The organism is Clostridium sp. CTA-17, assembly GCF_054767895.1.
This window is the reverse complement of record NZ_BAAABF010000003.1, coordinates 157897-182013: the sequence shown is the minus strand read 5'-3', so window position 1 is coordinate 182013 and position 24117 is coordinate 157897. Positions and strand designations below refer to the sequence as shown.

Genomic DNA, 24117 nt, shown 5'->3' with positions numbered 1-24117 from the left:
AATAGTAAGAATTCAAATGGGAGGGTTTTTATGGATTATGAAGTAATTGATTGTATAGATGCTGGTACGGAATTTTGTCCTTGTCACTTAGCAGAAGAAGGAGAATGCATACTTTGTTCTCAACTTCATGGAAAGTGTTTTTGTGATTGTGTAAACTGGAAAGGCGTTTGCATATATGAAGAATTTGCAAGTAATGGATTTAAAGCTAAGGAAGGCAGAAAAACTTTTACTTGTGATGTTATAGATGCCATAGAAGTTGAAGAAGGATTATTATTTATAGAGTTTAGGGCACCTCATAAACTTTGTATTGATTTACTTGGACCAGGTAAGTTTATATTCATAAGAACTAATGATAATCCATTTTTTGATGTACCTATATCGATTTTAGAATCTGATGCAGATAAAAATATAATAAAAGTACTTATTGAAGTTAGGGGAATAAAAACTAAGAGGCTCTTAAATACTGAGGTCAAAGGAGAAATAACTATAAGAGGGCCTTATTTTAATGGGGTTTTTGGAATAAAAAATATAGATTCAACTAAGAATGGAGATGTTCTTGTACTTTGTAGAGGAATTGGCTTAGCTCCTGCTGTACCAGTTATTAAAAAATTAGCTAATGAAGGAAATAAGGTTAAGATTCTTTTAGATAAGGCACCTTTTAAAGAAAGTTATATAGAAAAATATTTAGAGGGATACGATGTTGAATATATTCCTATGAATTTAATTAATAAAGGTGAAATATCAAATGAAGCAAAGGAAGTTATTAAAAATAGACAATGGGATTTAATCCATTGCGCTGGAGCGGATATATTAACTTATAAACTTATAGAATATTTAAATGATTTGAAAGATGAAGCTACAAAAGTATCTTGTTGTAATAATGCTAAAATGTGCTGCGGAGAAGGGGTGTGTGGAAGCTGTACAGCTAGGTTTGCTGGTCACAAGGTAAAAAGACTTTGTAAGGTACAAAGTGATCCTAGAAAGATATTTGAAGATAGAAGATTCATTTAATAAAGATTAATTTATAGAAGGGAGAGTTTTTATGAAGGTTGTTGTTATTGGTGGCGGATGGTCAGGAGTTGCAGCTGCTATTGAAGCAAAAAAAATGGGAGCAGATGTAGTTCTTTTTGAAAAGACAGATTTATTATTAGGACTTGGTAATGTTGGCGGAATAATGAGGAATAATGGAAGATATACAGCCTCTGAAGAATTAATTGCTATGGGAGGCGGAGATTTAATAAATATAACTGATAAGGTTAGTAGGCACAAGGACATACCATTCCCGGGACATGAACATGCTTGGCTTTATGATGTTAATTTAGTTGAGGGAGAAGTTAAGAGATATGTACAAAGTCTAGGAATTGAAACAAAAATGGTTTCTAGAATCATTGATATAAAACAAGAAGATAATAAAATTTTAGGAGTTTATACAAGTGATGGACAATATTATCCAGGAGATGTGTTCATTGAAACTACTGGTTCAACAGGTCCTATGGGAAATTGCTTGAGATATGGTAATGGATGCTCTATGTGCATTTTAAGATGTCCTTCCTTTGGTCCTAGAATTAGTATAAGTTCAAGGTGTGGAGTGGAAGATATACAAGGAGAAAGAGTTGGAGATGAACTAGGAGCATTTAGTGGTTCATGTAAACTTGCAAAAGAAACTCTTTCAGAGGAAATAAGAAAAGAGCTTGATGAAAAAGGATGTGTTGTTCTTAAGATTCCAAAAGAAGATGTTAATTATGATAAATTAAACACAAAGGTTTGTCAGCAATATGCTCTTAAGGAGTTTGCAGAAAATGTTGTTTTATTAGATACTGGACATGCTAAGCTTATGACTACTTATTATCCTCTTGAAAAGCTTAGAAAGATTAAAGGTCTTGAAAATGCTAAGTATGTTGATCCGTATGCAGGTGGAAAGGGTAACTCTATAAGATATCTATCAGTGGCTCCAAGAGATGATAATATGAAGGTTAAAGGAGTTACTAATTTATTCTGTGCAGGAGAAAAATCAGGACTTTTTGTTGGGCATACAGAGGCTATAGTTACAGGTACTTTAGCTGGACACAATGCAGTAAGACATGCTTTAGGAATTCCTTACTTGATTCTTCCACGAGCAACTGTTTTAGGAGATATAATAGCCTTTGCTAATGAGGAATCTCAATCTAGAGAAGGAAAGAAAAATAGATATACTTTTGCTGGTTCAGTTTATTTTAATAGAATGAAAGAGTTAGGACTTTATACAATAGATAAAGAGGAAATTCAAAAGAGAGTATCTCAATTAAATTTAGATGGCGTTTTCAGTAAAAAGCTTATTTAATTTTAATATTTAATAAAGTGATTGCTTTTCAAGGATAATTATTAAATGTTTAATTAGAAAAACTTGAGTAAATATTTTTATATAAAAAATAAAGTTGTTATTAGATTAAATTTAAAGTGTTAGACAACATTAAAATATAGTTTGAAAACAAAAAGTATCTTTAGAGTATTTATAAATATTAGTTTTATTTGTATTCTTTAGATACTTTATTTTTTATAATTAAGTTAACTAAATTAAAGTAAGTAAATAGAGTGTTAATTTCAATAGAAATTTAATTAGAGTATAAATTTATGTTATAAAATTAAGTTATAGGGGGTGGTGGTATGAAAATATGTAAAGCATGTGGAGAGGTGAATGAGGACGAAAATTTGGTTTGTAAAAATGGGGATTGCTTAAGCAGAGAGTTTGAAGATTATGAAACAGTTAAGAGGAATGTGGATAGCAATTTAAAAAGAAAAGAAAAATTAAAAAGTGTTTTAGAAAAAACAATTTTTGTTATATATTTAATAGGTGTTTTAATTGCATGTACGCTAAATTTTAGACTATTAAGTCTTTCAGAGATAATTTCAACAATAGTTTTAGGAATAGTAGGGGTTATGTGCATAAAATTTACTAGTCTTGTTTTTGAGATTCAGCATATTTTTTCTTTGAAAGATTCTAGTGGAGATAATATGGCTGATATTTGTGAAAGTTATTTAAAAGTAATTGGAGTATTAGCATTAATATATTCAATTTATATATTATTTTAGTTAAAATAATAGGTATTATCATAATATTGAATGGTATTAGGATTTAAACTTATTATTTTTAGTTGAAAGGTACTGTGGATTAATCATAGTACCTTTTGTTAGTTAAAATGTATTAATATGACTTTAATTTAAAGAAATATTAAAGAGAATTTTTGAAATAATGGTATGTAAATCTTAAAAGAGTAATATTAGATTCAGACATAGTAATAGTATATATTAGTGTTTTAGAAAATGTTATAATGGTTAATAAAAAGTTAACAAAAGGGGGCTATATTATGAGAGGAGATGGAAATGAGCTAATTAGAGTTGCATCAAAGAATAATTTCTATACTGAAAGCATTAAAAAAAGAGATAGAAATAAGGAGTTTTTAGAAGTTGAAAAATTATTAGTTTCAGGAGAACAAATCAAGACTTTTATTTTAGATTTATATGGGGATAAATCTTCTTATATTTTTTGTACTGATTTAAGGATAATATATTTAGAAAAAAAAGAAAATTTTCAAAATGAAAAATTTATATTCTTTGAAAAAATTAAATGTATAGAAAGTGACCTTAATTTAAATAAAGGAAGAATAAGAATAAGTTGGGAAGACGATTATTTGTTAATTGAAAACTTAAGTGAAAAAACCATTAGATATATAATTGATTTATATAAGTATTATAGTGAAAAAAATAAGTCTTTTGATTTGAAAGAAAAGGAGTTTTAACAGATAAAATTAAAATAATTTAAATTATAACTAAAAAGCGTGATAATTATCATATTATTATGGATAATATAATGATATAATTCGAGTAAGTATGATAAATTTTTAACAAAGTTATGTTTGTGAACGGAGGAAAAAAGTATGAAAAGAATACAATCTACTTGTAACTATTGTGCTCTTGCGTGTAATTTAGATTTTTACACAGAGGATGGAAAAATAAAAAGAGTAGTTCCAACTCCACATTATCCAGTTAATAAGGGATTTTCTTGTATAAAAGGACTTAATTTAGATAAACAATGCACTAAGTTTAATGGGTCTAAAAAGCCTTTACTTAAAATGAAAGATGGAGAAAGAAAAGCTATAGAATGGAAAGAAGCTTTTGATTTATTTGCTAGTAAGATGACAGCTATTCAAGAAAAGTATGGTAAAGAAAGTGTAGCTTACATAAGTACAGGTCAATTACCAACAGAGGAAATGGCTCTTTTAGGTCATGTAGGAAGAAGCTACATGGGTATAAATGGAGATGGTAATACAAGACTTTGTATGGCATCAGCAGTTGTAGCTTATAAACAAAGCTTTGGATTTGATGCACCTCCATATACTTTAAAAGATTTAGAACTTTCAGATACTATATTCTTTATTGGAGCAAATCCAGTTATAGCTCATCCAATAGCTTGGGGAAGAGTTAGAAAAAATAAGGATGCTAAAATAATTACTATAGATCCAAGAAAGTCTGAGACAGCTATGAATTCAGATATGTGGATTGATATAAAAACTAAGGGAGATTTAGCTCTTTTCTATACTTTAGCAAATGTTCTTATAGAAAAAGGATGGATAGACCAAGATTACATAAATAATTACACAGAGGGCTTTGAAGATTTCAAAGCACATGTTAAGAAATATACATTAGAAGATGTTGAAGAAAGAACAGGAATCTCTAAGATGAGAGTTCTAGAACTTGTAAAAATAATCCATGAAGGAAAGAGAGTTTCATTCTGGTGGACAATGGGAGTTAACCAAAGCTATGAAGCTGTTAGAACTGCTCAAGCCATTATAAATCTTGCTTTAATCACAGGAAATATGGGAAGAGAAGGAACAGGAGCTAACTCTCTAACAGGACAATGTAATGCTATGGGATCAAGAATGTTTAGTAACACAACTGCTCTTTATGGTGGTGGAGAATACAACAACAAAGAGAGAAGAAAAGTGGTTGCTGATATATTAGGTATGGATGAAAATATGCTTCCAACTAAGCCAACTTTAGATTATGAGCAAATAATAAAAGGAATAAATAAGGGAGAAATCAAAGGACTATGGGTAGTTTGTACTAACCCTAGACATTCATTTAGTAACAATGAAGAGTTTAAGAAAGCTATGAAAAACCTAGATTTCTTTGTAGTTCAAGATATTTATGAAGATACAGATAGTTCTAAAGAATGTGATTTATATTTACCTTCAGTTCCAGCTATTAAAAAAGAAGGTTTCTTAATAAATACTGAGCGTAGACTTTCAGCTTTAGTTCCTGTTTTAGAGAAGGAAGAAGATGAATTAAGTGATTATGAAATATTATTAGGAATTGGAGAAGCTTTAGGAATGGGAAGTCTTTTAGACAAATGGAGAACTCCAGAGGATGCCTTTAAGCTTCTAAGAGAATGTAGTAAAGGAATGCCTTGTGATATTACAGGAGTAACTTATGAGAGATTAAGAGATTCTAAGGGAATTCAATGGCCTTGTAGAGAAGGAGAAGAATTAGAGTCTGATGAAAGAAGATTATTTGAAGACGGAAAATACTATACTCCAAGTGGAAAAGCTAAGCTTATTTTTGAAGATGTAACTGAAAATCCAAATGCTACAAATGAAGAGTTTCCATTTAATTTAAACACTGGTAGAGGAACTGTAGGTCAATGGCATACTCATACTAGAACTAGAGAAATACAAGCTGTAACTAATATAGTTTCACAAAAGGCATATGTAGATATAAATAGAAAAGATGCAGAAAAGCTTGATATAAAAGAAAATGATGAGGTTTTAATTCATTCATCAAATGGGCATACATCTAAGTTTATAGCAAGATTAACTGATAATCTTAAAGAAAAAACTTTATATGCACCAATACATTATATAGAAACAAATTTATTAACACCATCTGTATTTGATCCTTATTCTAAGGAGCCTTCATATAAAACAGTTCAAGTTAATATAGAAAAGGTTAGAAAATAGGAGGGGATTACTTTGAAAAGAATAAAAATCAATAGAGATAAATGCGTGGGATGCTTAACATGCACAACTGCTTGTATAGTTTCTCATGATTCAGAGGATACAAGAAGTAGAATTGCAATAACAAGTGAAGGAAAATACACTCCTATTTTCTGTAGACACTGTGATAGACCAGAATGTGTTTACACTTGTATGAGTGGTGCTATGAAGAAAGATAAAGAAACTGGTTTTGTAACTTATGACAAATCAAGATGTGCAAGTTGCTTTATGTGTGTAATGGCTTGCCCATATGGAGTATTAAAAGCTGAACATGAAATGAATAAATATATAATGAAATGTGATATGTGTTCAAGTACAAAAGAAAAAACTCCTCAATGCGTTGCAAAATGTCCAATGGGAGCAATAACTTTAGAGGAGGTAGAAGAATAATATGAGATATATTGTTGTGGGGGCATCAGCTGCTGGAATAAGTGGAGCAAAAACACTTAGAGAACTTGACAAAGATGCAGAAATAATATTAGTTTCAAAGGACGAAAATGTTTATTCAAGATGTATATTACATCATTACATAAGTGGCCATAGAGATATTGAGGCTTTAGATTTTACAGATAGAGATTTCTTTGAAAAATACAACATAGAGTGGAAAAAAGGCTTAGAAGTTAAATCTATAGATGATAGAGAACATGTAATAGTTCTTTCAAATGGAGAAAGCTTAAAATATGATAAGATATTATTAGCAACAGGAGCATCAGCATTCATTCCTCCAGTAGAGAATTTAAGAGAAGCTAAAAATGTTGTTGGATTAAGAAACTTAGAGGATGCTATTAAAATTAAAGAAGAGGCAGAAAAAATTAAAAACGTTGTTGTCTTAGGAGCAGGACTTGTTGGCATAGATGCCATAGCAGGACTTGCATTTAAAGATTTAAATGTTACTTTAGTTGAAATGGGGGACAGAGTCCTTCCAATTCAACTTGATAAATATGCTTCTTCTAAATATGAGAAAAGATTTGAGGATGCCGGAGTTAAATTAAAACTTGGAGTTAGAGCGGAAAAAGTTTTAATTGATGAAAATAAAAATCCAAAGGCATTACTTATAAATACAGGAGAAGAAATTCCTTGCGAACTTATAATAGTTGCAACTGGAGTTAGATCAAATGTAGCATTCTTAAAAGATAGTTCTATAGAAACAGATAGATTTGGATTAATAATAAATGAAAAAGGCGAAACTAATGCAAGAGATGTTTATGGAGCCGGAGATATTACTGGAAGAAATCCTATATGGCCAACTGCTGTAAAAGAAGGTATAATAGCAGCAAACAATATGGTTGGTAATGAAATATTCATGGAAGATTTCTTTGGAAGTAAGAATACAATGAATTTCTTAGGACTTACAACAATGTCTTTAGGCGTTGTTAATGTTCCAGATGATTCTTACACAGAAGAAATTGATATTTCAGGAGAGAATTATAAAAAGATAATCCATAAGGATGGAAAAATTTATGGAGCTATAATTCAAGGTGATTTATCTTATGCAGGTGTTTTAACTCAACTTATAAAAGAGAAGATACACGTGTCAAAGGTTAAAAAACCATTATTTGAAATTGACTACGCAGATTTCTTCAATATAAAAGAAAATTTAGAGTACACATATTAATATAAATTTATTTAATATAAGTATGTAGATTTTAATTTAGAAAATAATAAATTAAAGTTATAATTAGGAGGAAAAGGCTTTGGCTAAGATTGTGAATGTAGTTGCTAGCTGTTCTAATACAGGAAAAACAGTTTTAATAGAAGGGCTTATAAAAGAGCTTAAAAATAGAGGATATACTGTTGCTACTATAAAGCATGATGTTCATGGCTTTGATATAGACAAAGAGGGAAAAGATACTTGGCGTCATAGAAAAGCAGGAGCTGAAGCAGTAATAATTTCCTCAAGAGAAAGAATGGCTCTTATAAGAGAGGTTCAAGAAGAAATTCCTCTAGAAGAGTTAATAAAGCAAGTTGAAGATTTCGATTTTATAATAGTAGAAGGTTATAAAAAGAGCAAATATAGAAAACTTGAAGTATATAGACAAGGTATTAGTAAGAAAATAATAACTCCAAAGGAAAAGCTTATAGGGGTTGCCAGTAATGTTAGCTTATCCTTAGAGGGGGTTAGAGTTGTTGACTTAAATAATTATGAAGAAATTGCTAACCTTGTAATAGAAAATTAGTATAAATCTCCAAGCTTAAAAATCTAAGGAGAAGGTTCTATGATTTTTAAGCCTGGATTACTAAATTATTTAACATTAAGTTTAATAAGAACTTAAATTGTTAATTGGTTTAATTGGGGTAATCCACAGGGTAAGGTTTGAAAGAATTTTGCCTCCACGTATTTTGGGAAGGAGAATAAGCAAAAGTAAAAAACATAGAACTTACATAATAATATTGTTAATTATGTTTTTTAGTTTTAATATTAAGGTCTAAAAAGACTATTTAATTTAATGCTTATTATTCTTGTTGTTATAACAAAAATAATAAGCATTTTATTTTATAAAGGGATGGTGATATTTTGAAAAAATTTATAGCTTTAGAAGAAGCTCTTGAAATATTAAATAAGAACACTAAGGCTTTAAAAAGTGAGGTTGTTAGCATAAAGGATTCTTTAAAGAGAGTTTTGTATGGTGATGTTAAATCTAAGATTAATAATCCTCCCTTTAATAAGTCAGTTTTTGATGGATATGCTTTTAAATCAGAAGATTCTAAGGGAACTTCAAAAGAAAATCCTATAGAGCTTAAAATAGTAGATGAGATATTTGCAGGTGATTTTTCAGAAATAGAAATTAAATCTGGAGAGGCTATTAGAATTATGACTGGAGCTCCAATCCCTGTGGGAGCTGATTGCGTACTTAAGCAAGAAGAAACAGAAAGACATGGAGATTTGGTTAAAATATTTAAGGAAATGAAAGCTAATGAGAATATATCCTTTATGGGAGAGGATATAAAGATTGGAGAAACTTTAATTAAAAAAGGTAAAAGACTTGATTATGCTGATTTAGGCATAATGGCTAGCTCTGGTATAAGTGAGGTTACCGTTTATAAAAAGCCAAGAGTTTCAATAATTAGTACCGGGGATGAGGTATGTGATATAAATTCCACCTTAAAACCAGGAAAAATATATGACAGTAATTTATATAGTTTAAGTGCAAGAATAGAAGAGTTAGGATACAATCTTTTTTCTATGAAACATGTAGGAGACAATATCATAAAAATAGGAAAAGCCATAGAAAAAGCCTTTGAAAAATCAGATATAGTATTTACTACAGGAGGAGCTTCTGTGGGAGAAAAGGATCTTATGCAAAAGGTTGCTGAAAGCATAGGCTTTGAAAAGTTATTTTGGAAAATAAAAATTAAACCTGGCTCTGCAGTTGTATGTAGCAAAAGGGAAGAAAAAATATTAATAAGCCTTTCAGGAAATCCTAATGCTGCCTTAACTACATTTGAATTATTAGGAAAGCCTGTACTTAAAAAATTAGAGGGAGAAGAAAAGGATATAAATATTAAAAGAGAAAAGGGAATATTAATGGATTCTTTTAATAAAAAAAGCCCCAAAAGAAGATTTTTAAGAGGGAATGTTATATATGATGAAAAGGGAGCAAAGGTTTATATAACTCAAATTAAAAGTGGAAATGGTATATTAAGTTCTCTTCTAAATGCTAATTGCTTAATAGAAATTGAAAAAGGAAATGAAGGCTTAAATAGAGGAGAAGTAGTAAACATAATAAAATTATAAATAAATAATTAGCTTAAAAATAAGTTTATAGGAGGTGTATTAAGGTGATAAAAAAGAGCGCTGCTATTTTAGCTGGAGGGAAAAGTAGTAGAATGAATTATAAAAATAAGGCTTTTTTAAAATATGAAGAGGACTATTTTATAGAGAGAATAATAAAAGCCTTAGAAGATTATGAGGAAATAATAATAATATCCAATAATCCAGAAGAGTATAAGGAGTTTGGACTTAAAGTTTTTAAGGATATATATCCTGGTCAAGGGCCTTTAAGTGGAATTCATTCAGCTTTAAATCATATTAAAAATGATTATTGCTTAGTTGTTGCCTGTGATATGCCTTTTATAAATAAAGAAGTAGTTAATTATTTAGGAAATATAAAGGAAGATTATGAAATTTTAATTCCTAAATTTCAGGAAAGACTGCAACCTCTTTGTGCTATATATAAAAGAAGCTGCAAAGATATTATGGAGAAAGAACTTATAAATAGTAGCAATAAATTAATAAAAACCTGTTTTAAATTTTCCATGAAGGTAGTTGAAGAATTCCCTTTTATAGAAAAAGTACATAAAAAAGAAATAAAGAATTTTTATAATATAAATACAGTTGATGAATATGAAGATTTAATAAGGAAAAAAGAAATTTAGGAAACCTTTTATTACTAAAAACACTAGGAGGAGGTGAACTGTTTAAAGTTATTTATATTAAAATGTATAGTTTTAGATGGAGAGAGATTTAAAATAAATAACTTATAACAGGATTAGTATGAAACAAATAAGAGTTGAAGATGCCGTTGGAACAATATTATCTCATGATGTAACTCAAATAATACCAGGTAAGTTTAAAGGAAGAGCCTTTAAAAAGGGCCATGTTATAAGAGAAGAAGATATAGAAAAACTTTTATCAATAGGAAAAGAACATGTTTATGTATGGGAAAAAGAAGAGGGAATGCTTCATGAAAATGAGGCTGCTGAAAGATTAAAGGACTTAGTTTGTGGAGAAGGATTAAGTTTTGGAGAAATAAAAGAAGGAAAAATAGAATTTTTAGCTGATAAAGACGGATTTTTAAAAATAGATAAGGAAAAATTATTAGAATTAAATATGTTAGGTGAAATAATAGTTTCTACAATTCATGGTAATTTTCCAGTTAAAAAAGGTGACAAGGTAGGGGCTACTAGAGTAATTCCACTAGTTATAGATGAAAATAAAATAATAGAAGCAGAAAATCTTATAAAAGATAAGATTATAGAAGTTAAAGAGATAAAAAATAAAAAGACTTTTGCAATAACTACAGGAAATGAAGTTTTTAGTGGAAGAATAAAAGATGCCTTTGGACCTGTTCTTAAGGAAAAGCTTAAGGAATTTAATATAGATCTTGAAAGACAGGTTATTCTTCCAGATGATAAGGAGAAAATTATAGATGAAATAAAAAGAGCTTTAGATGAAGGTGCAGAACTTATACTTTGTACAGGGGGAATGTCAGTAGATCCAGACGATGTTACTCCTACGGCTATAAAGGAATGTGGAGGAGAGTTAATAACATATGGTTCACCTGTACTTCCAGGAGCTATGCTTCTTTTAGCTTATTATAATGATGTTCCTATTATAGGAATACCAAGCTGTGCCATGTATTCAAAAAGAACAGCTTTAGATTTAGTCCTTCCAAGAGTTTTAGCAGATGAAAGATTAACTTTAAGAGATATAGCTGAATATGGTCATGGTGGACTTTGTTTAAATTGCCCAGTTTGTACTTTTCCACATTGTTCCTTTGGAAAGTAATTAGAAATTATTGTTAAAGGTTAGAAAAGTTTGGATAAAGAGATAAAATCATTATTCACCTAAAAGAGGGAATGGAATTTGTATAAAGAAGAAGGTGAGAAAATGAAAGATAAATATGGAAGAGAAATTGACTATTTAAGAATTTCTTTAACTGATAAATGTAATTTAAGATGTGCTTATTGTATGGAGAAAGATCACAATGATTTTATTCAAAATAATAAGCTTATGACTTTAGATGAGATTTTAAGAGTTGTTAAAGAATGTGCTTCTATTGGAATAAAAAAAGTAAGACTTACAGGTGGTGAGCCTCTTGTAAGAGAAGGGGTAGTAGATTTAATAAAAAATATAAATAAAATACCAGAGATAGAAGAGATTTGTTTAACTACTAATGGGATTTTACTAGGAGATAAAGTAAAGGAACTTAGTGAAAATGGATTAAAGAGAGTAAATATAAGTTTAGATACACTAAAAGAAGATAGATTTAAAGAAATAACAAGGATAGGAACCTTAGATAAAGTACTTTATTCAATAGAAAAGTGCTTAGAGAATAATGTTAAGGTAAAGATAAATACTGTAATATTAGAAGATTTCAATAAAGATGAAATTTTAGATTTAATAAACTTAGCTTATAAAAATCCAATAGATCTTAGATTTATAGAGCTTATGCCTATTGGAGAAGGTAAAAAGTTTAAGGGTGTTACTAATAGTGAGATTTTAGAAATTATAAAGAAAGAAAAAAAAGTATTGAGTGATGGAAAAACCTTAAGACTAAATGGTCCAGCTAAATACATAAGCATAGAAGGATTCAAAGGAAAAATAGGCTTTATAAGTGCTATGAGTGATTGTTTTTGTGAGAATTGTAATAGAATAAGGGTCACACCTGAAGGCTTTATGAAACAGTGTTTACATTGGAAGTATGGAATAAACTTAAGAGATAAAATGAGAAATGGAATAAGTGATGAAGAGCTTAGGGAGATAATTAAAAAAAGTATTTATGAAAAGCCAGAAAAACATAACTTTAAAATGAAAGAAAAAGATGAAGATAAAAGATTTATGTATGAAATAGGAGGATAAAAATGAGCAAGGTAAGAGCTATTTGTATAAGTGAAAAGAAAGGTACAGCTAAGGTGCAAGTTCCTAAAGCTGAGTTTATAGAAGATTTCGGAATTAAGGGAGATGCTCATGCTGGGAAGTGGCATAGACAAGTAAGTTTATTAGCTTTTGAAAAGATAGAAGATTTTAGAGTAGATGGTGGAAATGTAGATTTTGGAGCTTTTGGAGAAAACTTAGTTGTAGATGGAATAGAATTAAATAAACTTCCTATAGGACAAAAGATAAAAATAGGAGATGTTCTTTTAGAAGTAACACAAATAGGAAAGAAGTGTCATGATAAATGTGCAATATACTATCAAGTGGGAAGATGTATAATGCCTGCTTATGGTATATTTACGAAGGTATTAAGTGGAGGAGAAATTAGTTTAGGAGAAAAAGTAGAACTTCTTTAAGAGAAATTTTAATATAAAGATTCTAATGGCTTTTATTAGAATCTTTTTTTTATTGTATAATTGTTAATAAAGAATGTATGCTTTGGAAATAGTAATTTAAAAGTTAATGGTAATTTTTTATAAAAATTAGATTTTGAATTTTGTGATAAGTTTTTATATTTAATTAAAAGTTTGGAGGACGGATTAATTGGGAATTTTATTTGATGTAGAGGAAAGACTATCTATATTTAAAAATTTTTATGATGAAATTAGGGTAGTAGATCCTATAAATAATAAAGTGTTTTCAGATGGATTTAATTCAAAAGCGAATGATAAACTTAACAAAAGTAATTACTCATCATGTAGTTGTTATGATATATGGGGAAGAAGTACAATGTGTACTAATTGCATATCTAAAAAAGCCTATTTAGAAAATGATACTTTTATGAAATTAGAATATAACAAAAATCATATATTTTTAGTTATAGCTTCACCAATTGAAATTGAAGAAAGAAAATATATTGTTGAAATATTAAAGGATATAACAAACAATGGAGATATAGTAGATAGAACTGGAGAAATAGATTATTTAGATTTAAACATGAAAAATATAGGAGAAAATCTTGTTAAAGATTATTTAACTGGTGTCTATAATAAAAGATATATAAATCAAAGACTTTCAAAAGAAGTTGATAGAAATTTAAAAAATTCTATACCTACAACTGTAATTATGACTGATATAGACTACTTTAAAAGAGTAAATGATACCTATGGACATTTAATAGGTGATAAAATTTTAAGAGATTTTGCAAAGGTATTAAATAATAATATTAGAGAAAATAGTGACTGGATTGGTAGATATGGAGGAGAAGAGTTCATAATTGTTTTAAATAATACCAATATAAAAAATGCAGTGAATGTTGCTGAGAAGCTTAGAAAAATAATAGAAAAAATGAGCTTTGATTATGGTGAATTAAGTATAAAAATAACTGCTAGTTTCGGAGTTTGTGAGGCTTTAGAAAAAGAAGAGGCATCTGATATAATAAAAAATGTTGATAAAAAGTTATATATGGCAAAAATGACTGGAAGAAATAAAACGGTTTTTTAGTATTATAATAAACTTGTGACTAAAGCAATATTTAGTTTATAGAATTAATTAACTATAAAAGTATAAGAAGGGAGGAATATTATCAAGTTTTAAATTAACATAGTATGTTTCTGAAATAAGTAGATTTTTAATGAATACAAAAATTAATAAGAGTCTTCAGTTAACATAGTAATGTTATTGAAATTTTGATAATTACAAAAATTTTGAGACCTTTAGCAGATATTATGCGTCCTAAAAATTTAGAGGATATAGTTGGACAGAAACACATTGTAGGAGAAGGAACTCCTTTAAATAAACTTATAAAAAATAAGAATATAATGAATTGTATTTTTTATGGGCCACCTGGCGTTGGAAAAACTACTTTAGCTAATATAATTTCAAATTACACTGATAAGAGATTTTATAAAATAAATGCTACTACATCTTCAATAAAAGAAATACAAAGTATAACTTCGGATATAGATAATTTATTAAATTTCAAAGGGATAATACTATATATAGATGAGATTCAGCATTTTAATAAGAAACAGCAACAAGCACTTTTGGAATTTATTGAAGATGGGAGAGTAGTGTTAATAGCAAGTACTACAGAAAATCCATACTTTGCTATACATAAGGCTATACTAAGTAGAAGTACCATATTTGAATTTAAGCCAGTAATTACTGAAGATATAATAATAGCCTTAGAAAGAGCAGTAAGTAAACTTGAAAAAGAGGGGTATTCTATTTCGATTGAAGAAGGAGTTTTAAAATATATCGGAGAAATTTCTCAAGGAGATGTAAGAAAGGCTTACACAGTATTAGAATTAGCTATTAAATCTCAAGAAAAAGATAACATTATTTTAAATAAAGATTATGTAGAAAAATTAGGGCAATCTAATTTGAAATCTGATTCATCAGGAGATGACTATTATAACTTATTAAGTGCTCTTCAAAAAAGTATAAGAGGAAGTGACCCAGATGCTGCAATTCACTATTTAGCTAGACTTATTAAGGGGGGGAATATGGATAGCGTAATTAGGAGAATAGGAGTAATTGCAGCTGAAGATATAGGGCTTGCTCATCCAAATGCTCTTCAGGTTGTAAATAGCGGAATAGATCTTTGTTTGAAAATAGGAATGCCAGAGGCAAGGATAATATTAGCGGAATTAGTAATTTATTTGGCTACCCTACCTAAGTCAAATAGTGCTTATATGGCTATTGATGATGCATTGAGAGATTTAGAAAGAAATAATGCAGGGGATGTGCCAAAACATTTAAAAGATGCTCATTATAGTGGTGCAAGTAATTTAGGTGTTGGTGGTTATTTATATCCTCATAATTATCCTAATAGTTATATTCCTCAAGAATATATGCCTGAAAATATGAGAGGAAAAGAATATTATAAGCCTAAGGATAATAAATACGAAAATAGTATAAAAGCCTACTGGAATAATGTTAAAAATAAACAATAAGGCTCTGAGATAAATATTGATTATTAGATATATATTTATGGCCGTTTTAGTTTTAAAAAGTGATTAAATTTTTAGTTTAAAAGATAAAAATGCTTCACTGTTTTAATAAGAATTTAAATAGTCAGAGCCTTTAATACCTTGTATCTAATGAAACTCTTTTAATATTGTGTTTATAATATATTAGTTAGATAAATTTTCAATTTTAAATTCCATTTTTTAAGTAAAAAATATGTGAATATTATTGTTGACAAATTTACTCGGTTTTGATATTATAATCACATAAAGTACATCGAATTAGTCAGATTTAGAGGTGATTAAATGAAATTATCTACCAAAGGAAGATATGGTGTAAAAGCCATGGTTGATTTAGCTATACATTATGGTGGATCACCTGTGTCAATAAAGTCAATATCGCAAAGACAGAATATATCTGAATATTATTTAGAGCAATTATTTAGTTCTTTAAGAAAAGCTAAGCTTATAAAGAGTATTAGAGGTGCTCAAGGAGGATATATTTTAAATAGACAACCAGAAGACATAACAGTTTCAGATATTATTGAAGTTTTAGAAGGACCAATAGAAATATCAGATTGTTTAGATGGTGTAACTTGCAATAATGTTGATTGTTGTGCGACTAGACTTTTATGGAAAAAGATAAAAACAAGTATAGATGAGGTTACTAATTCAGTAACACTTAAAGATATAGTAGAAGATTATAAAGCTATGAAAGAAAAAAATGAAGCTTTAAAAATTGTTAGTAGGAGTGAAGAAAATGAATAATAGAGTTGTTTATATGGACTACTCAGCAACTACATATGTTAAGCCAGAAGTATTAGAGGAAATGTTACCATATTTCACAAATAAGTTTGGAAATCCATCAGCATTTTACGGAGTTTCAAGAGAATCAAGAATGGCTGTAGACACTGCTAGAGAAAGAGTAGCTAAAGTATTAAATGCTGATACAAATGAAATCTACTTTACTGGTGGCGGATCAGAAGCAGATAACTGGGCAATAAAAGGAATAGCTTTTGCTCATAAAAATAAAGGAAATCATATAATAACTACAAAAATAGAACACCATGCTGTATTACATACTTGCCAATGGCTAGAAAAACAAGGCTTTGAAGTAACTTACTTAGATGTAAATGAAGAAGGTTTTGTTGATTTAGAAGAATTAAAAAATGCTATTACTGATAAAACTATCTTAGTTTCTGTAATGTTTGCAAATAATGAAATAGGAACTATAGAGCCAGTTAAGGAAATAGGGAAAATTTGTAGAGAAAGAAAAGTAATATTCCATACAGATGCAGTTCAGGCTGTAGGAAATGTAAAGATAGATGTTAAAGATATGAACATCGATTTACTTTCATTAGCTGGACATAAAGTTTATGGACCAAAAGGAATCGGAGCTTTATATATAAGAAAAGGTATAAGAATAGATAACTTAATCCACGGTGGTGGTCAAGAGAGAGCTAGAAGAGCTGGAACTGAGAACATACCTGCAATAGTTGGATTAGGAAAGGCTATGGAAATCGCTGGAGAAAACTTAGATGAGCATATAGCTAAAGTTTCTAAGTTAAGAGATAAGTTAATAAAAGGATTATTAGAAGTACCATTTACAAGATTAAACGGACCAAAAGATGGTAGCAAGAGATTACCAGGTAACGTAAATGTATGCTTTGAATTCATTGAAGGTGAAGGAATTCTTCTTTCATTAGACTTTGAAGGAATTTGTGGTTCAAGTGGAAGTGCTTGTACATCAGGATCATTAGATCCATCACACGTGTTATTAGCAATAGGTTTACCTCATGAAATAGCACACGGATCATTAAGATTAAGTTTAGGTGAAGGTACAACTGAAGAAGACGTTGATTATGTATTAGAAAAAGTACCACCAATAATCGCAAGATTAAGAAGTATGTCACCATTATGGAAAAATCATTTAAGAGAAGTAGAAGGAGAGAATTAATCATGATATATAGTGAAAAAGTTATGGATCATTTCAAAAACCCAAGAAATGTAGGAGAAATTAAAGATGCTAACGGAATCGGAGAAGTTGGTAACGCTAAATGCGGAGATATAATGAGAATATATCTTAAAATAGAAAATAATATTGTAGAAGATGTTAAATTTGAAACTTATGGATGCGGATCTGCTATTGCTTCATCAAGCATGGCTACAGAGCTTATAAAAGGAAAAACTGTAGAAGAAGCTTGGGAATTATCAAACAAAGCTGTTGCAGAAGCTTTAGATGGTCTTCCACCAGTAAAAATGCACTGTTCAGTATTAGCTGAGGAAGCTATACACAAGGCTATAAATGATTATAGACAAAGACAAGGATTAGAGCCTTGGGATATGAAAGAACATTCACATGACATACATGAGCATGTTCACGGTTAAGAATAATATTAAAGTGGTGATTTTGTGACAAAGAAAAAGGTTGTTATAGGTATGAGCGGCGGAGTTGATAGCTCCGTTGCTGCTTACCTTTTAAAGGAACAGGGATACGATGTAATTGGTGTTACAATGCAAATATGGCAAGAGGATAAGGAATATGAGGAAAGAGAAGGTGGATGTTGTTCACTGTCAGCAGTGGATGATGCTAGAAGAGTTGCTCAAAAACTAGATATTCCTTTTTATGTTTTAAACTTTAGAGATAGTTTTAAAAGAAACGTAATAGATTATTTTGTAGACGAATATATACAAGGTAGAACTCCAAATCCATGTATTGCATGTAACAAATATCTTAAATTTGATGAGCTTTTACAAAAAGCTAAAGGTATAGGTGCAGACTATGTTGCAACAGGTCACTATGCTAAAATTGAAGAAAGAGATGGAAGATTCCAACTTATAAGATCAAAGGATGATAGAAAAGATCAAACTTATGCTTTATACAATCTAACTCAAGAGCAGTTAGAGCATACTTTAATGCCTTGTGGAGAATTCACTAAGGATAAAATTAGAGAAATAGCTAAAGAGATCGGTCTAGATGTACATAATAAAAAGGACAGTGAAGAAATATGCTTTATTCCAGATAATAATCATGGAAGATACATATGTGAAGCTGCTCCAAACAAAGTTAGACCAGGAAACTTTGTCGATAAGTATGGAAATGTCTTAGGAAAACATAAAGGAATAGTCTATTATACAATAGGACAAAGAAAGGGTTTAGGATTAGCTCTTGGAAGACCAGTGTTTGTTACTGATATAAACCCTGTAACTAATACTGTTGTAGTAGGTCCAGAAGAAGATATATTTAAAACTGATTTAGTTTGTAAAGATGTAAACTTCATATCTATAGATAAACTTGAAGGTCCTATGGAAGTTGAAGCTAAAATTAGATATTCAGCTAGACCAGCTAAGGCTACTATAAGTCCTATGGAAAATGGAAGAGTTAAAGTTTCTTTTGAAGATAAGCAAAGAGCTATAACTAAAGGTCAATCTGTTGTTTTCTATAAAGATGATTTAGTTGTAGGTGGAGGAATAATCGAAAGCCTACTTTAATAGAAAGCTCCCGAAAGGGGGCTTTTTTTCTTTTATATTAAAACTTTTTAAAAGGTTGTTTTAAATATTCAATATAAAGTGCACTATACAAAGTGTATTTATTAAGTGAAAAATATATCCTTACTTTATTTAGTTAATAACTTACCTAGAAATTTTAAGGATTATTATTTAAGTTTACAAAAATAAATTTAAAATACCTATGAAACTATGTATTTTTTGGAAGGATATAGATAATACTAAATATATTACTAATGGCTTTACTTAAATTAGAAAGGGATGACTTTTAGAGTGTATAGAATAAGAGATTTAATTGGGCTTAAGGTTTTTGATTCTAATGGAAAGAAGGTTGGAGTAGTTTGTGATCTTGCTATAGATTATTTTAATGGGAAAGTCATGGGCTTTATAATAACAAAAAAATTATTTTCAAAAAGAGATTATGTGGACTTAACTAATGTTATTTCTTTAAGCGATACTATTATGACAGAAGGGGTACATGTACATAGAGGATTAAAATTTAGCGAGATAAAAAACTTTGATCTTATAAATAAGGATGGCCATATGATAGGAATATTAGAAGATATTTTAATAGACTACGACTTTTATATAAGAGGACTAATAGTGGTAAGTGGATTAGTTGATAAATTTAAAAATGGAAAGCGAGTTATACAATTAAAAGAAACTATTTTAGGAGAAGAAAGCATTTTATTTTTTGGCAATAAAAATATAAATATGAGAATGATTCCAAGAAAATATTTTGGCTAGGTAAATTAAAAAAGGAGGAGTAGGAATGTTTAGAGCTTTAAAAGATAAAAAAAGATTTATAAGAAATTTAATATTAACATTTATAATTTTTTTATTTATATTCCTTTTATATCAATTTGAAGCTTTTAGAGACATTATTTTTATAGTGCTTGTATCAGGGATTTTTGCATATATTCTTAAGCCTCTATATAGATTTTTATGTGAAAGAACAAAAATAAATAAAAACTTTTTAGCTATGTCTATAGTACTTAGTGTAATTTTTCTTATATTATTTTTTTTAACAGTTCTAATTCCAAGTATGTTTAAAGAAGGTGAAAGTTTTGATGGTTTAATAAATGGTATAGAAGCTTTTATAAATGATTTGATTATGAAGATGAAGTTTATGGAATTAGGGATTTTTGATGTTATTGAAGCTCAAGTTACTGAAAAATTAAATATATTATTAGTTAGTTTTGCAACTAGTATCATAAATAATTTAATTAGCTTTTCAGAAAATATTTTAGCTTTTGCTGTTATACCTGTATTAGCATATTATTTTTTAGCTTATGGAGATTTGTTGTCTAATAAATTTTTATACTGTTGTCCAATGGAGAAAAGGGCTCTATTGAAAAACTTAGGAAGAGATGTTGATAAAGTATTAGGTAAATATATTTTAGGACAATTACTTTTAAGCTTAGTGGTTGGAGTTATGACATTTATAGGAATGCTTATATTAGGAATAAAGTTTCCTCTACTATTAGCATTTTTAAATGCATTACTTAATATTATACCTTATTTTGGAGCAGTTTTAGGGGCAATACCTGCAATAGTTGTGGCACTAGTAGAAGGGCCAAATAAAATTTTATGGGTTATATTGACTTTTTTAATAATTCAACAAATTGAAGGAAACTTAATAGCACCTAAAATTACAGCTGAGAGTATAGATATGCATCCAATATTAATCATAATATTACTTTTGATTGGAGAACAAATAGGAGGGCTTTTAGGAATGGTTTTTATAGTTCCTATAGCTGTTGTGATTAAAGTTTTATTTGATGATTGGGATTATTATATGTTTTTGTGATAAAATAGTAAGTAGAGATAGTTTGTAAATAAATTATTTCATATTATAGATAAGGCATAAGAATTTAAAAAAATAGATATATATACAATTTGTAATTATATTGACAGGTAAAGAAATTTTTTTTATAATTTGCCTATAATAACTTAATGAAAAGCGTTGACGAGAATGAGTAGGCATTTATCTTTTAGTCAGAGAGGAAGTGGTTGGTGAAAACTTCTTAAAAGAGATGTTGAAGCTATCTTTGAGCTATAATTTTTAGAGTGATGTAGTTTTACATAATTAGGGTGGTACCGCGGAGCATAGGATTTCGTCCCTTTTAATTAGGGGTGGGGTGTTTTATGTTCTTTTTTTATGTGTGAAACTAATTATAAAATAAAAGAATATCTAGGCTAAGTAGAGGGTTTAATCTTATTTTATAAATAGAGGATTAAACTTAAAGGCTAAAGGATAAATACATAAAATTTGGAGGAATAAATTATGAAATTCATGGGAGCAAATGAATTAAGAGAAAAATATTTAAGCTTTTTTGAAAGCAAAGACCATTTAAGATTACAGTCATTTCCGTTAGTACCTAAAAATGATAAGAGTTTATTATTAATAAATGCAGGTATGGCACCACTTAAACCTTATTTCACAGGTTTAGAAGAGCCACCAAAGAGAAGAATAACAACTTGCCAAAAGTGTATAAGAACTGGTGATATAGAGAATGTTGGTAAAACATCAAGACATGGTACATTCTTTGAAATGCTAGGAAACTTCTCATTTGGAGATTACTTCAAATCAGAAATAATTCCATGGGCTTGGGAGTTTATAACAGAAACTTTAGGAATTCCAAAGGATAAATTATATGTAACTATATATTTAAATGACGATGAAGCGTATGATATTTGGACTAGTAAAACTGATGTAGATCCAAGCAGAATATTCAGATTAGGAAAAGATGATAACTTCTGGGAAATAGGGGTAGGTCCTTGTGGTCCTTGCACAGAGATTCACTTTGATAGAGGAGAAGGAAAGGTTGAAACTGTAGAAGAATTCTTAGAAGCTTCAGATGCTGATAGAATAGTTGAATTCTGGAACTTAGTTTTCACTCAATTTGATAAAGATGAAGAAGGAAACTACAATGAGTTAGCTCAAAAGAACATAGATACAGGTATGGGCTTAGAAAGAATAGCTACAATAATGCAAGGTGTAGATAATATCTTCGAAATAGATACAGTTAAAAACATATTAAATAAAGCATGTGAATTAACAAACTCTAGATATGGAGAAGATAAAGACAAAGATGTATCATTAAGAATAATAACTGATCATGGAAAAAGTGTTACTTTCTTAATATGTGACGGTGTTCAACCATCAAATGAAGGTAGAGGATATGTTTTAAGAAGACTACTTAGAAGAGCTGCTAGACATGGAAGACTTTTAGGGGTTAAAGGTATATTCTTAAATGAAATGGTTGATGCTGTAGTTGAAAACTATGGTGAAGCTTATCCTGAATTAAAAGAAAAAGCTGATTACATTAAGAAGATAATCAAGTTAGAAGAGGAAAGATTTAATGAAACAATAGACTCAGGTATGGATATACTTATGAGCTATATTTCAGAAATGGAAGAAAAAAATGAGAAAGTTTTATCAGGAGCTAAAGCTTTCAAATTATATGATACTTATGGATTCCCTCTAGAGCTTACTCAAGAGATATTAGAAGAAAAAGGCTTAGAGTTAGATATAGAAAACTTTAATAAGGAAATGAAAGAGCAAAGAGAAAGAGCTAGAAATGCTAGAGGAGAAAGTAGCTACATGGGAAGCGAAGAAAGTCCAGTAAACAAAGTGGATGCTTCAATAGTTACTGAATTTGATGGATATGTTAATTTAGAACTTAACTCAAAAGTTATAGTACTAGGAAATAATGAAGAATTTAAAGCTGAACTTAAAGAAGGTGAAGAAGGATTCTTATTAACTGATAAAACTCCTTTCTATGCTGAAATGGGAGGTCAAGTTGGAGATAGAGGAAATATAACTTCAGAAACTGGAATGGCAATAGTCACAGATTGTAAGAAAAATGTTGGTGGAAAATTTGTTCACTACATTAAGGTTATAGAAGGTAGCTTAAAAGAAGGTCAAGAAGTTAAATTATCAGTTGATGCTTCAAGAAGATCTAACATATGTAAAAACCACACGGCTACACACATGTTACATGAAGCTTTAAAAGAAGTTTTAGGAGACCATGTAAATCAATCAGGTTCATATGTTGATGAAGAAAGATTAAGATTTGACTTTACTCATTTTGCAGCTTTAACAGAAAAAGAGTTAGAAAAAGTTGAATTATTAGTAAATGAAAAAATAATGACTGTATCTGTAGTTGATACAAAAGAAATGTCATTAGATGAAGCTAGAAATAGTGGAGCTACTTGTCTTTTCGATGAAAAGTATGCTGAAAAAGTAAGAGTTGTTTCAGTTGGAGATTTCTCAAAAGAATTATGTGGAGGAACTCACGTAGCTAACTCAGGAGAAATTGGATTATTTAAGATAGTTTCAGAATCAGGAGTTGCTGCTGGAATAAGAAGAATAGAAGCTGTTACTGGAATAAGCGCATTAAAATTCATGGAACTTAAAAATAATATGCTTAAGGAAGCTGCTTCAATGCTTAAGTGTAATGAAAAAGATATTGCTAAGAGAATAGCAGCTCAAGCTCATGAATTAAAAGAAAAAGATAAAGAAATAGCAGAACTTAAAGCTAAATTAGTTCAAGGTGCTGAGGATGATATATTAAAAGACAAAGTTGAAATAAACGGAGTTGAATTAGTTACAGCAGAATTAAAAGATGTTGATGGAAATTCATTAAGAGATTTAGCTGATAAAGTTAGAAATAAATTAAATAATGGAATAGTTGTTTTAGCAAGTGACAATGGTGGAAAAGTAAACTTAGTAGCTATGGCAACTAAAAATTCATTAGCTAATGGAGTTCATTGTGGAAAAGTTATAAAAGAAGTCGCAGCAGTTGTAGGCGGCGGCGGAGGTGGAAGACCTGACATGGCTCAAGCTGGTGGAAAAAATCCAGAAAATATAGCTAAAGCATTAGAAAAAGCAAAAGAAGTTGTAGAATTACTTGTAAAATAGTTGTACTTTTATGCAAATATAGTTTATAATGAGTATAAAGTAAAGCGTGAATAAAAACTAATTTAAAAGATAATAATATATGTAAAT

At 29.3% G+C, this 24117-nt stretch carries 22 protein-coding genes, 1 riboswitch and 1 other annotated feature; all 22 genes read left to right on the top strand.

What is annotated here, in order from left to right; all coding sequences use genetic code 11:
* The first annotated feature begins 30 nt into the window (after positions 1-30).
* A complete protein-coding gene (locus ACYUCG_RS07370; RefSeq protein WP_060795788.1) occupies positions 31-1011 on the top strand; it encodes a sulfide/dihydroorotate dehydrogenase-like FAD/NAD-binding protein in 981 nt (326 codons plus the stop codon).
* A gap of 31 nt (positions 1012-1042) precedes the next feature.
* A complete protein-coding gene (locus ACYUCG_RS07365) occupies positions 1043-2320 on the top strand; it encodes an FAD-dependent oxidoreductase (RefSeq protein ID WP_139933734.1) in 1278 nt (425 codons plus the stop codon).
* A gap of 323 nt (positions 2321-2643) precedes the next feature.
* Positions 2644-3069 carry a hypothetical protein gene (locus ACYUCG_RS07360; protein ID WP_460268373.1) on the top strand — a complete coding sequence of 142 codons (426 nt, stop codon included), beginning with the start codon at positions 2644-2646 and terminating at the stop codon, positions 3067-3069.
* A 275-nt stretch (positions 3070-3344) separates the two neighbouring features.
* Positions 3345-3776, top strand: a complete 432-nt coding sequence (locus tag ACYUCG_RS07355; RefSeq protein ID WP_460268372.1) for a PH domain-containing protein — start codon at positions 3345-3347, stop codon at positions 3774-3776.
* A gap of 138 nt (positions 3777-3914) precedes the next feature.
* Complete coding sequence (locus tag ACYUCG_RS07350; protein ID WP_460268371.1) at positions 3915-5993, top strand: nitrate reductase; 2079 nt, start codon at positions 3915-3917, stop codon at positions 5991-5993.
* 12 nt (positions 5994-6005) lie between these two features.
* Positions 6006-6419, top strand: a complete 414-nt coding sequence (locus tag ACYUCG_RS07345; protein WP_164799847.1) for a 4Fe-4S dicluster domain-containing protein — start codon at positions 6006-6008, stop codon at positions 6417-6419.
* A gap of 1 nt (position 6420) precedes the next feature.
* The gene (locus ACYUCG_RS07340; protein ID WP_460268370.1) at positions 6421-7644 is read left to right on the top strand and encodes an NAD(P)/FAD-dependent oxidoreductase; all 1224 of its coding nucleotides are present in this window, start codon (positions 6421-6423) and stop codon (positions 7642-7644) included.
* A gap of 79 nt (positions 7645-7723) precedes the next feature.
* Complete coding sequence (gene mobB, locus ACYUCG_RS07335) at positions 7724-8206, top strand: molybdopterin-guanine dinucleotide biosynthesis protein B (RefSeq protein WP_283684141.1); 483 nt, start codon at positions 7724-7726, stop codon at positions 8204-8206.
* Positions 8202-8396: riboswitch (molybdenum cofactor riboswitch) on the top strand. (Overlaps the previous gene by 5 nt.)
* A gap of 148 nt (positions 8397-8544) precedes the next feature.
* Complete coding sequence (locus tag ACYUCG_RS07330) at positions 8545-9765, top strand: molybdopterin molybdotransferase MoeA (RefSeq protein ID WP_460268369.1); 1221 nt, start codon at positions 8545-8547, stop codon at positions 9763-9765.
* Between the two features lie 44 nt (positions 9766-9809).
* Positions 9810-10406: a molybdenum cofactor guanylyltransferase gene (locus ACYUCG_RS07325; protein ID WP_460268368.1), complete on the top strand. Its 597-nt coding sequence runs from the start codon at positions 9810-9812 to the stop codon at positions 10404-10406.
* 118 nt (positions 10407-10524) lie between these two features.
* A complete protein-coding gene (locus ACYUCG_RS07320; RefSeq protein ID WP_460268367.1) occupies positions 10525-11538 on the top strand; it encodes a molybdopterin-binding protein in 1014 nt (337 codons plus the stop codon).
* A gap of 102 nt (positions 11539-11640) precedes the next feature.
* On the top strand, positions 11641-12612 hold the full coding sequence (gene moaA, locus ACYUCG_RS07315) for a GTP 3',8-cyclase MoaA (RefSeq protein WP_240298974.1): 972 nt from the start codon (positions 11641-11643) through the stop codon (positions 12610-12612).
* A 2-nt stretch (positions 12613-12614) separates the two neighbouring features.
* A complete protein-coding gene (locus ACYUCG_RS07310) occupies positions 12615-13043 on the top strand; it encodes an MOSC domain-containing protein (protein WP_460268366.1) in 429 nt (142 codons plus the stop codon).
* Positions 13044-13230: 187 nt separating this feature from the next.
* Positions 13231-14130: a GGDEF domain-containing protein gene (locus tag ACYUCG_RS07305; RefSeq protein ID WP_460268365.1), complete on the top strand. Its 900-nt coding sequence runs from the start codon at positions 13231-13233 to the stop codon at positions 14128-14130.
* Between the two features lie 203 nt (positions 14131-14333).
* On the top strand, positions 14334-15584 hold the full coding sequence (locus tag ACYUCG_RS07300) for a replication-associated recombination protein A (protein WP_460268410.1): 1251 nt from the start codon (positions 14334-14336) through the stop codon (positions 15582-15584).
* A 318-nt stretch (positions 15585-15902) separates the two neighbouring features.
* Entirely contained in the window at positions 15903-16364 is a 462-nt protein-coding gene (locus tag ACYUCG_RS07295; RefSeq protein ID WP_003451273.1) for an RrF2 family transcriptional regulator, read from the top strand.
* Positions 16357-17553 (top strand): cysteine desulfurase NifS, encoded by a 1197-nt coding sequence (gene nifS / locus ACYUCG_RS07290; protein ID WP_060794477.1) that lies wholly within the window; start codon positions 16357-16359, stop codon positions 17551-17553. The genes ACYUCG_RS07295 and nifS overlap by 8 nt, the downstream gene beginning before the upstream one ends.
* 2 nt (positions 17554-17555) lie before the next feature.
* Positions 17556-17984, top strand: a complete 429-nt coding sequence (nifU, locus tag ACYUCG_RS07285; protein WP_003451659.1) for a Fe-S cluster assembly scaffold protein NifU — start codon at positions 17556-17558, stop codon at positions 17982-17984.
* Between the two features lie 24 nt (positions 17985-18008).
* Positions 18009-19088, top strand: coding sequence for a tRNA 2-thiouridine(34) synthase MnmA (mnmA, locus tag ACYUCG_RS07280; RefSeq protein ID WP_081092127.1), 1080 nt, complete (start codon positions 18009-18011; stop codon positions 19086-19088).
* A gap of 288 nt (positions 19089-19376) precedes the next feature.
* A complete protein-coding gene (locus ACYUCG_RS07275) occupies positions 19377-19850 on the top strand; it encodes a PRC-barrel domain-containing protein (RefSeq protein WP_003451141.1) in 474 nt (157 codons plus the stop codon).
* 25 nt (positions 19851-19875) lie between these two features.
* Positions 19876-20913, top strand: a complete 1038-nt coding sequence (locus ACYUCG_RS07270) for an AI-2E family transporter (RefSeq protein WP_060794476.1) — start codon at positions 19876-19878, stop codon at positions 20911-20913.
* A 147-nt stretch (positions 20914-21060) separates the two neighbouring features.
* Positions 21061-21231 (top strand) — a binding site (T-box leader).
* 159 nt (positions 21232-21390) lie between these two features.
* The gene (alaS, locus tag ACYUCG_RS07265; RefSeq protein ID WP_460268364.1) at positions 21391-24030 is read left to right on the top strand and encodes an alanine--tRNA ligase; all 2640 of its coding nucleotides are present in this window, start codon (positions 21391-21393) and stop codon (positions 24028-24030) included.
* Positions 24031-24117: the final 87 nt, after the last annotated feature.

Bases quoted from the DNA above. Each gene is read 5' to 3' on its own strand.
- ACYUCG_RS07370 (WP_060795788.1), top strand. From the start codon at position 31: ATGGATTATGAAGTAATTGATTGTATAGATGCTGGTACGGAATTTTGT.
- ACYUCG_RS07365 (WP_139933734.1), top strand. From the start codon at position 1,043: ATGAAGGTTGTTGTTATTGGTGGCGGATGGTCAGGAGTTGCAGCTGCT.
- ACYUCG_RS07360 (WP_460268373.1), top strand. From the start codon at position 2,644: ATGAAAATATGTAAAGCATGTGGAGAGGTGAATGAGGACGAAAATTTG.
- ACYUCG_RS07355 (WP_460268372.1), top strand. From the start codon at position 3,345: ATGAGAGGAGATGGAAATGAGCTAATTAGAGTTGCATCAAAGAATAAT.
- ACYUCG_RS07350 (WP_460268371.1), top strand. From the start codon at position 3,915: ATGAAAAGAATACAATCTACTTGTAACTATTGTGCTCTTGCGTGTAAT.
- ACYUCG_RS07340 (WP_460268370.1), top strand. From the start codon at position 6,421: ATGAGATATATTGTTGTGGGGGCATCAGCTGCTGGAATAAGTGGAGCA.
- ACYUCG_RS07320 (WP_460268367.1), top strand. From the start codon at position 10,525: ATGAAACAAATAAGAGTTGAAGATGCCGTTGGAACAATATTATCTCAT.
- moaA (WP_240298974.1), top strand. From the start codon at position 11,641: ATGAAAGATAAATATGGAAGAGAAATTGACTATTTAAGAATTTCTTTA.
- ACYUCG_RS07310 (WP_460268366.1), top strand. From the start codon at position 12,615: ATGAGCAAGGTAAGAGCTATTTGTATAAGTGAAAAGAAAGGTACAGCT.
- ACYUCG_RS07295 (WP_003451273.1), top strand. From the start codon at position 15,903: ATGAAATTATCTACCAAAGGAAGATATGGTGTAAAAGCCATGGTTGAT.
- nifS (WP_060794477.1), top strand. From the start codon at position 16,357: ATGAATAATAGAGTTGTTTATATGGACTACTCAGCAACTACATATGTT.
- nifU (WP_003451659.1), top strand. From the start codon at position 17,556: ATGATATATAGTGAAAAAGTTATGGATCATTTCAAAAACCCAAGAAAT.
- ACYUCG_RS07270 (WP_060794476.1), top strand. From the start codon at position 19,876: ATGTTTAGAGCTTTAAAAGATAAAAAAAGATTTATAAGAAATTTAATA.
- alaS (WP_460268364.1), top strand. From the start codon at position 21,391: ATGAAATTCATGGGAGCAAATGAATTAAGAGAAAAATATTTAAGCTTT.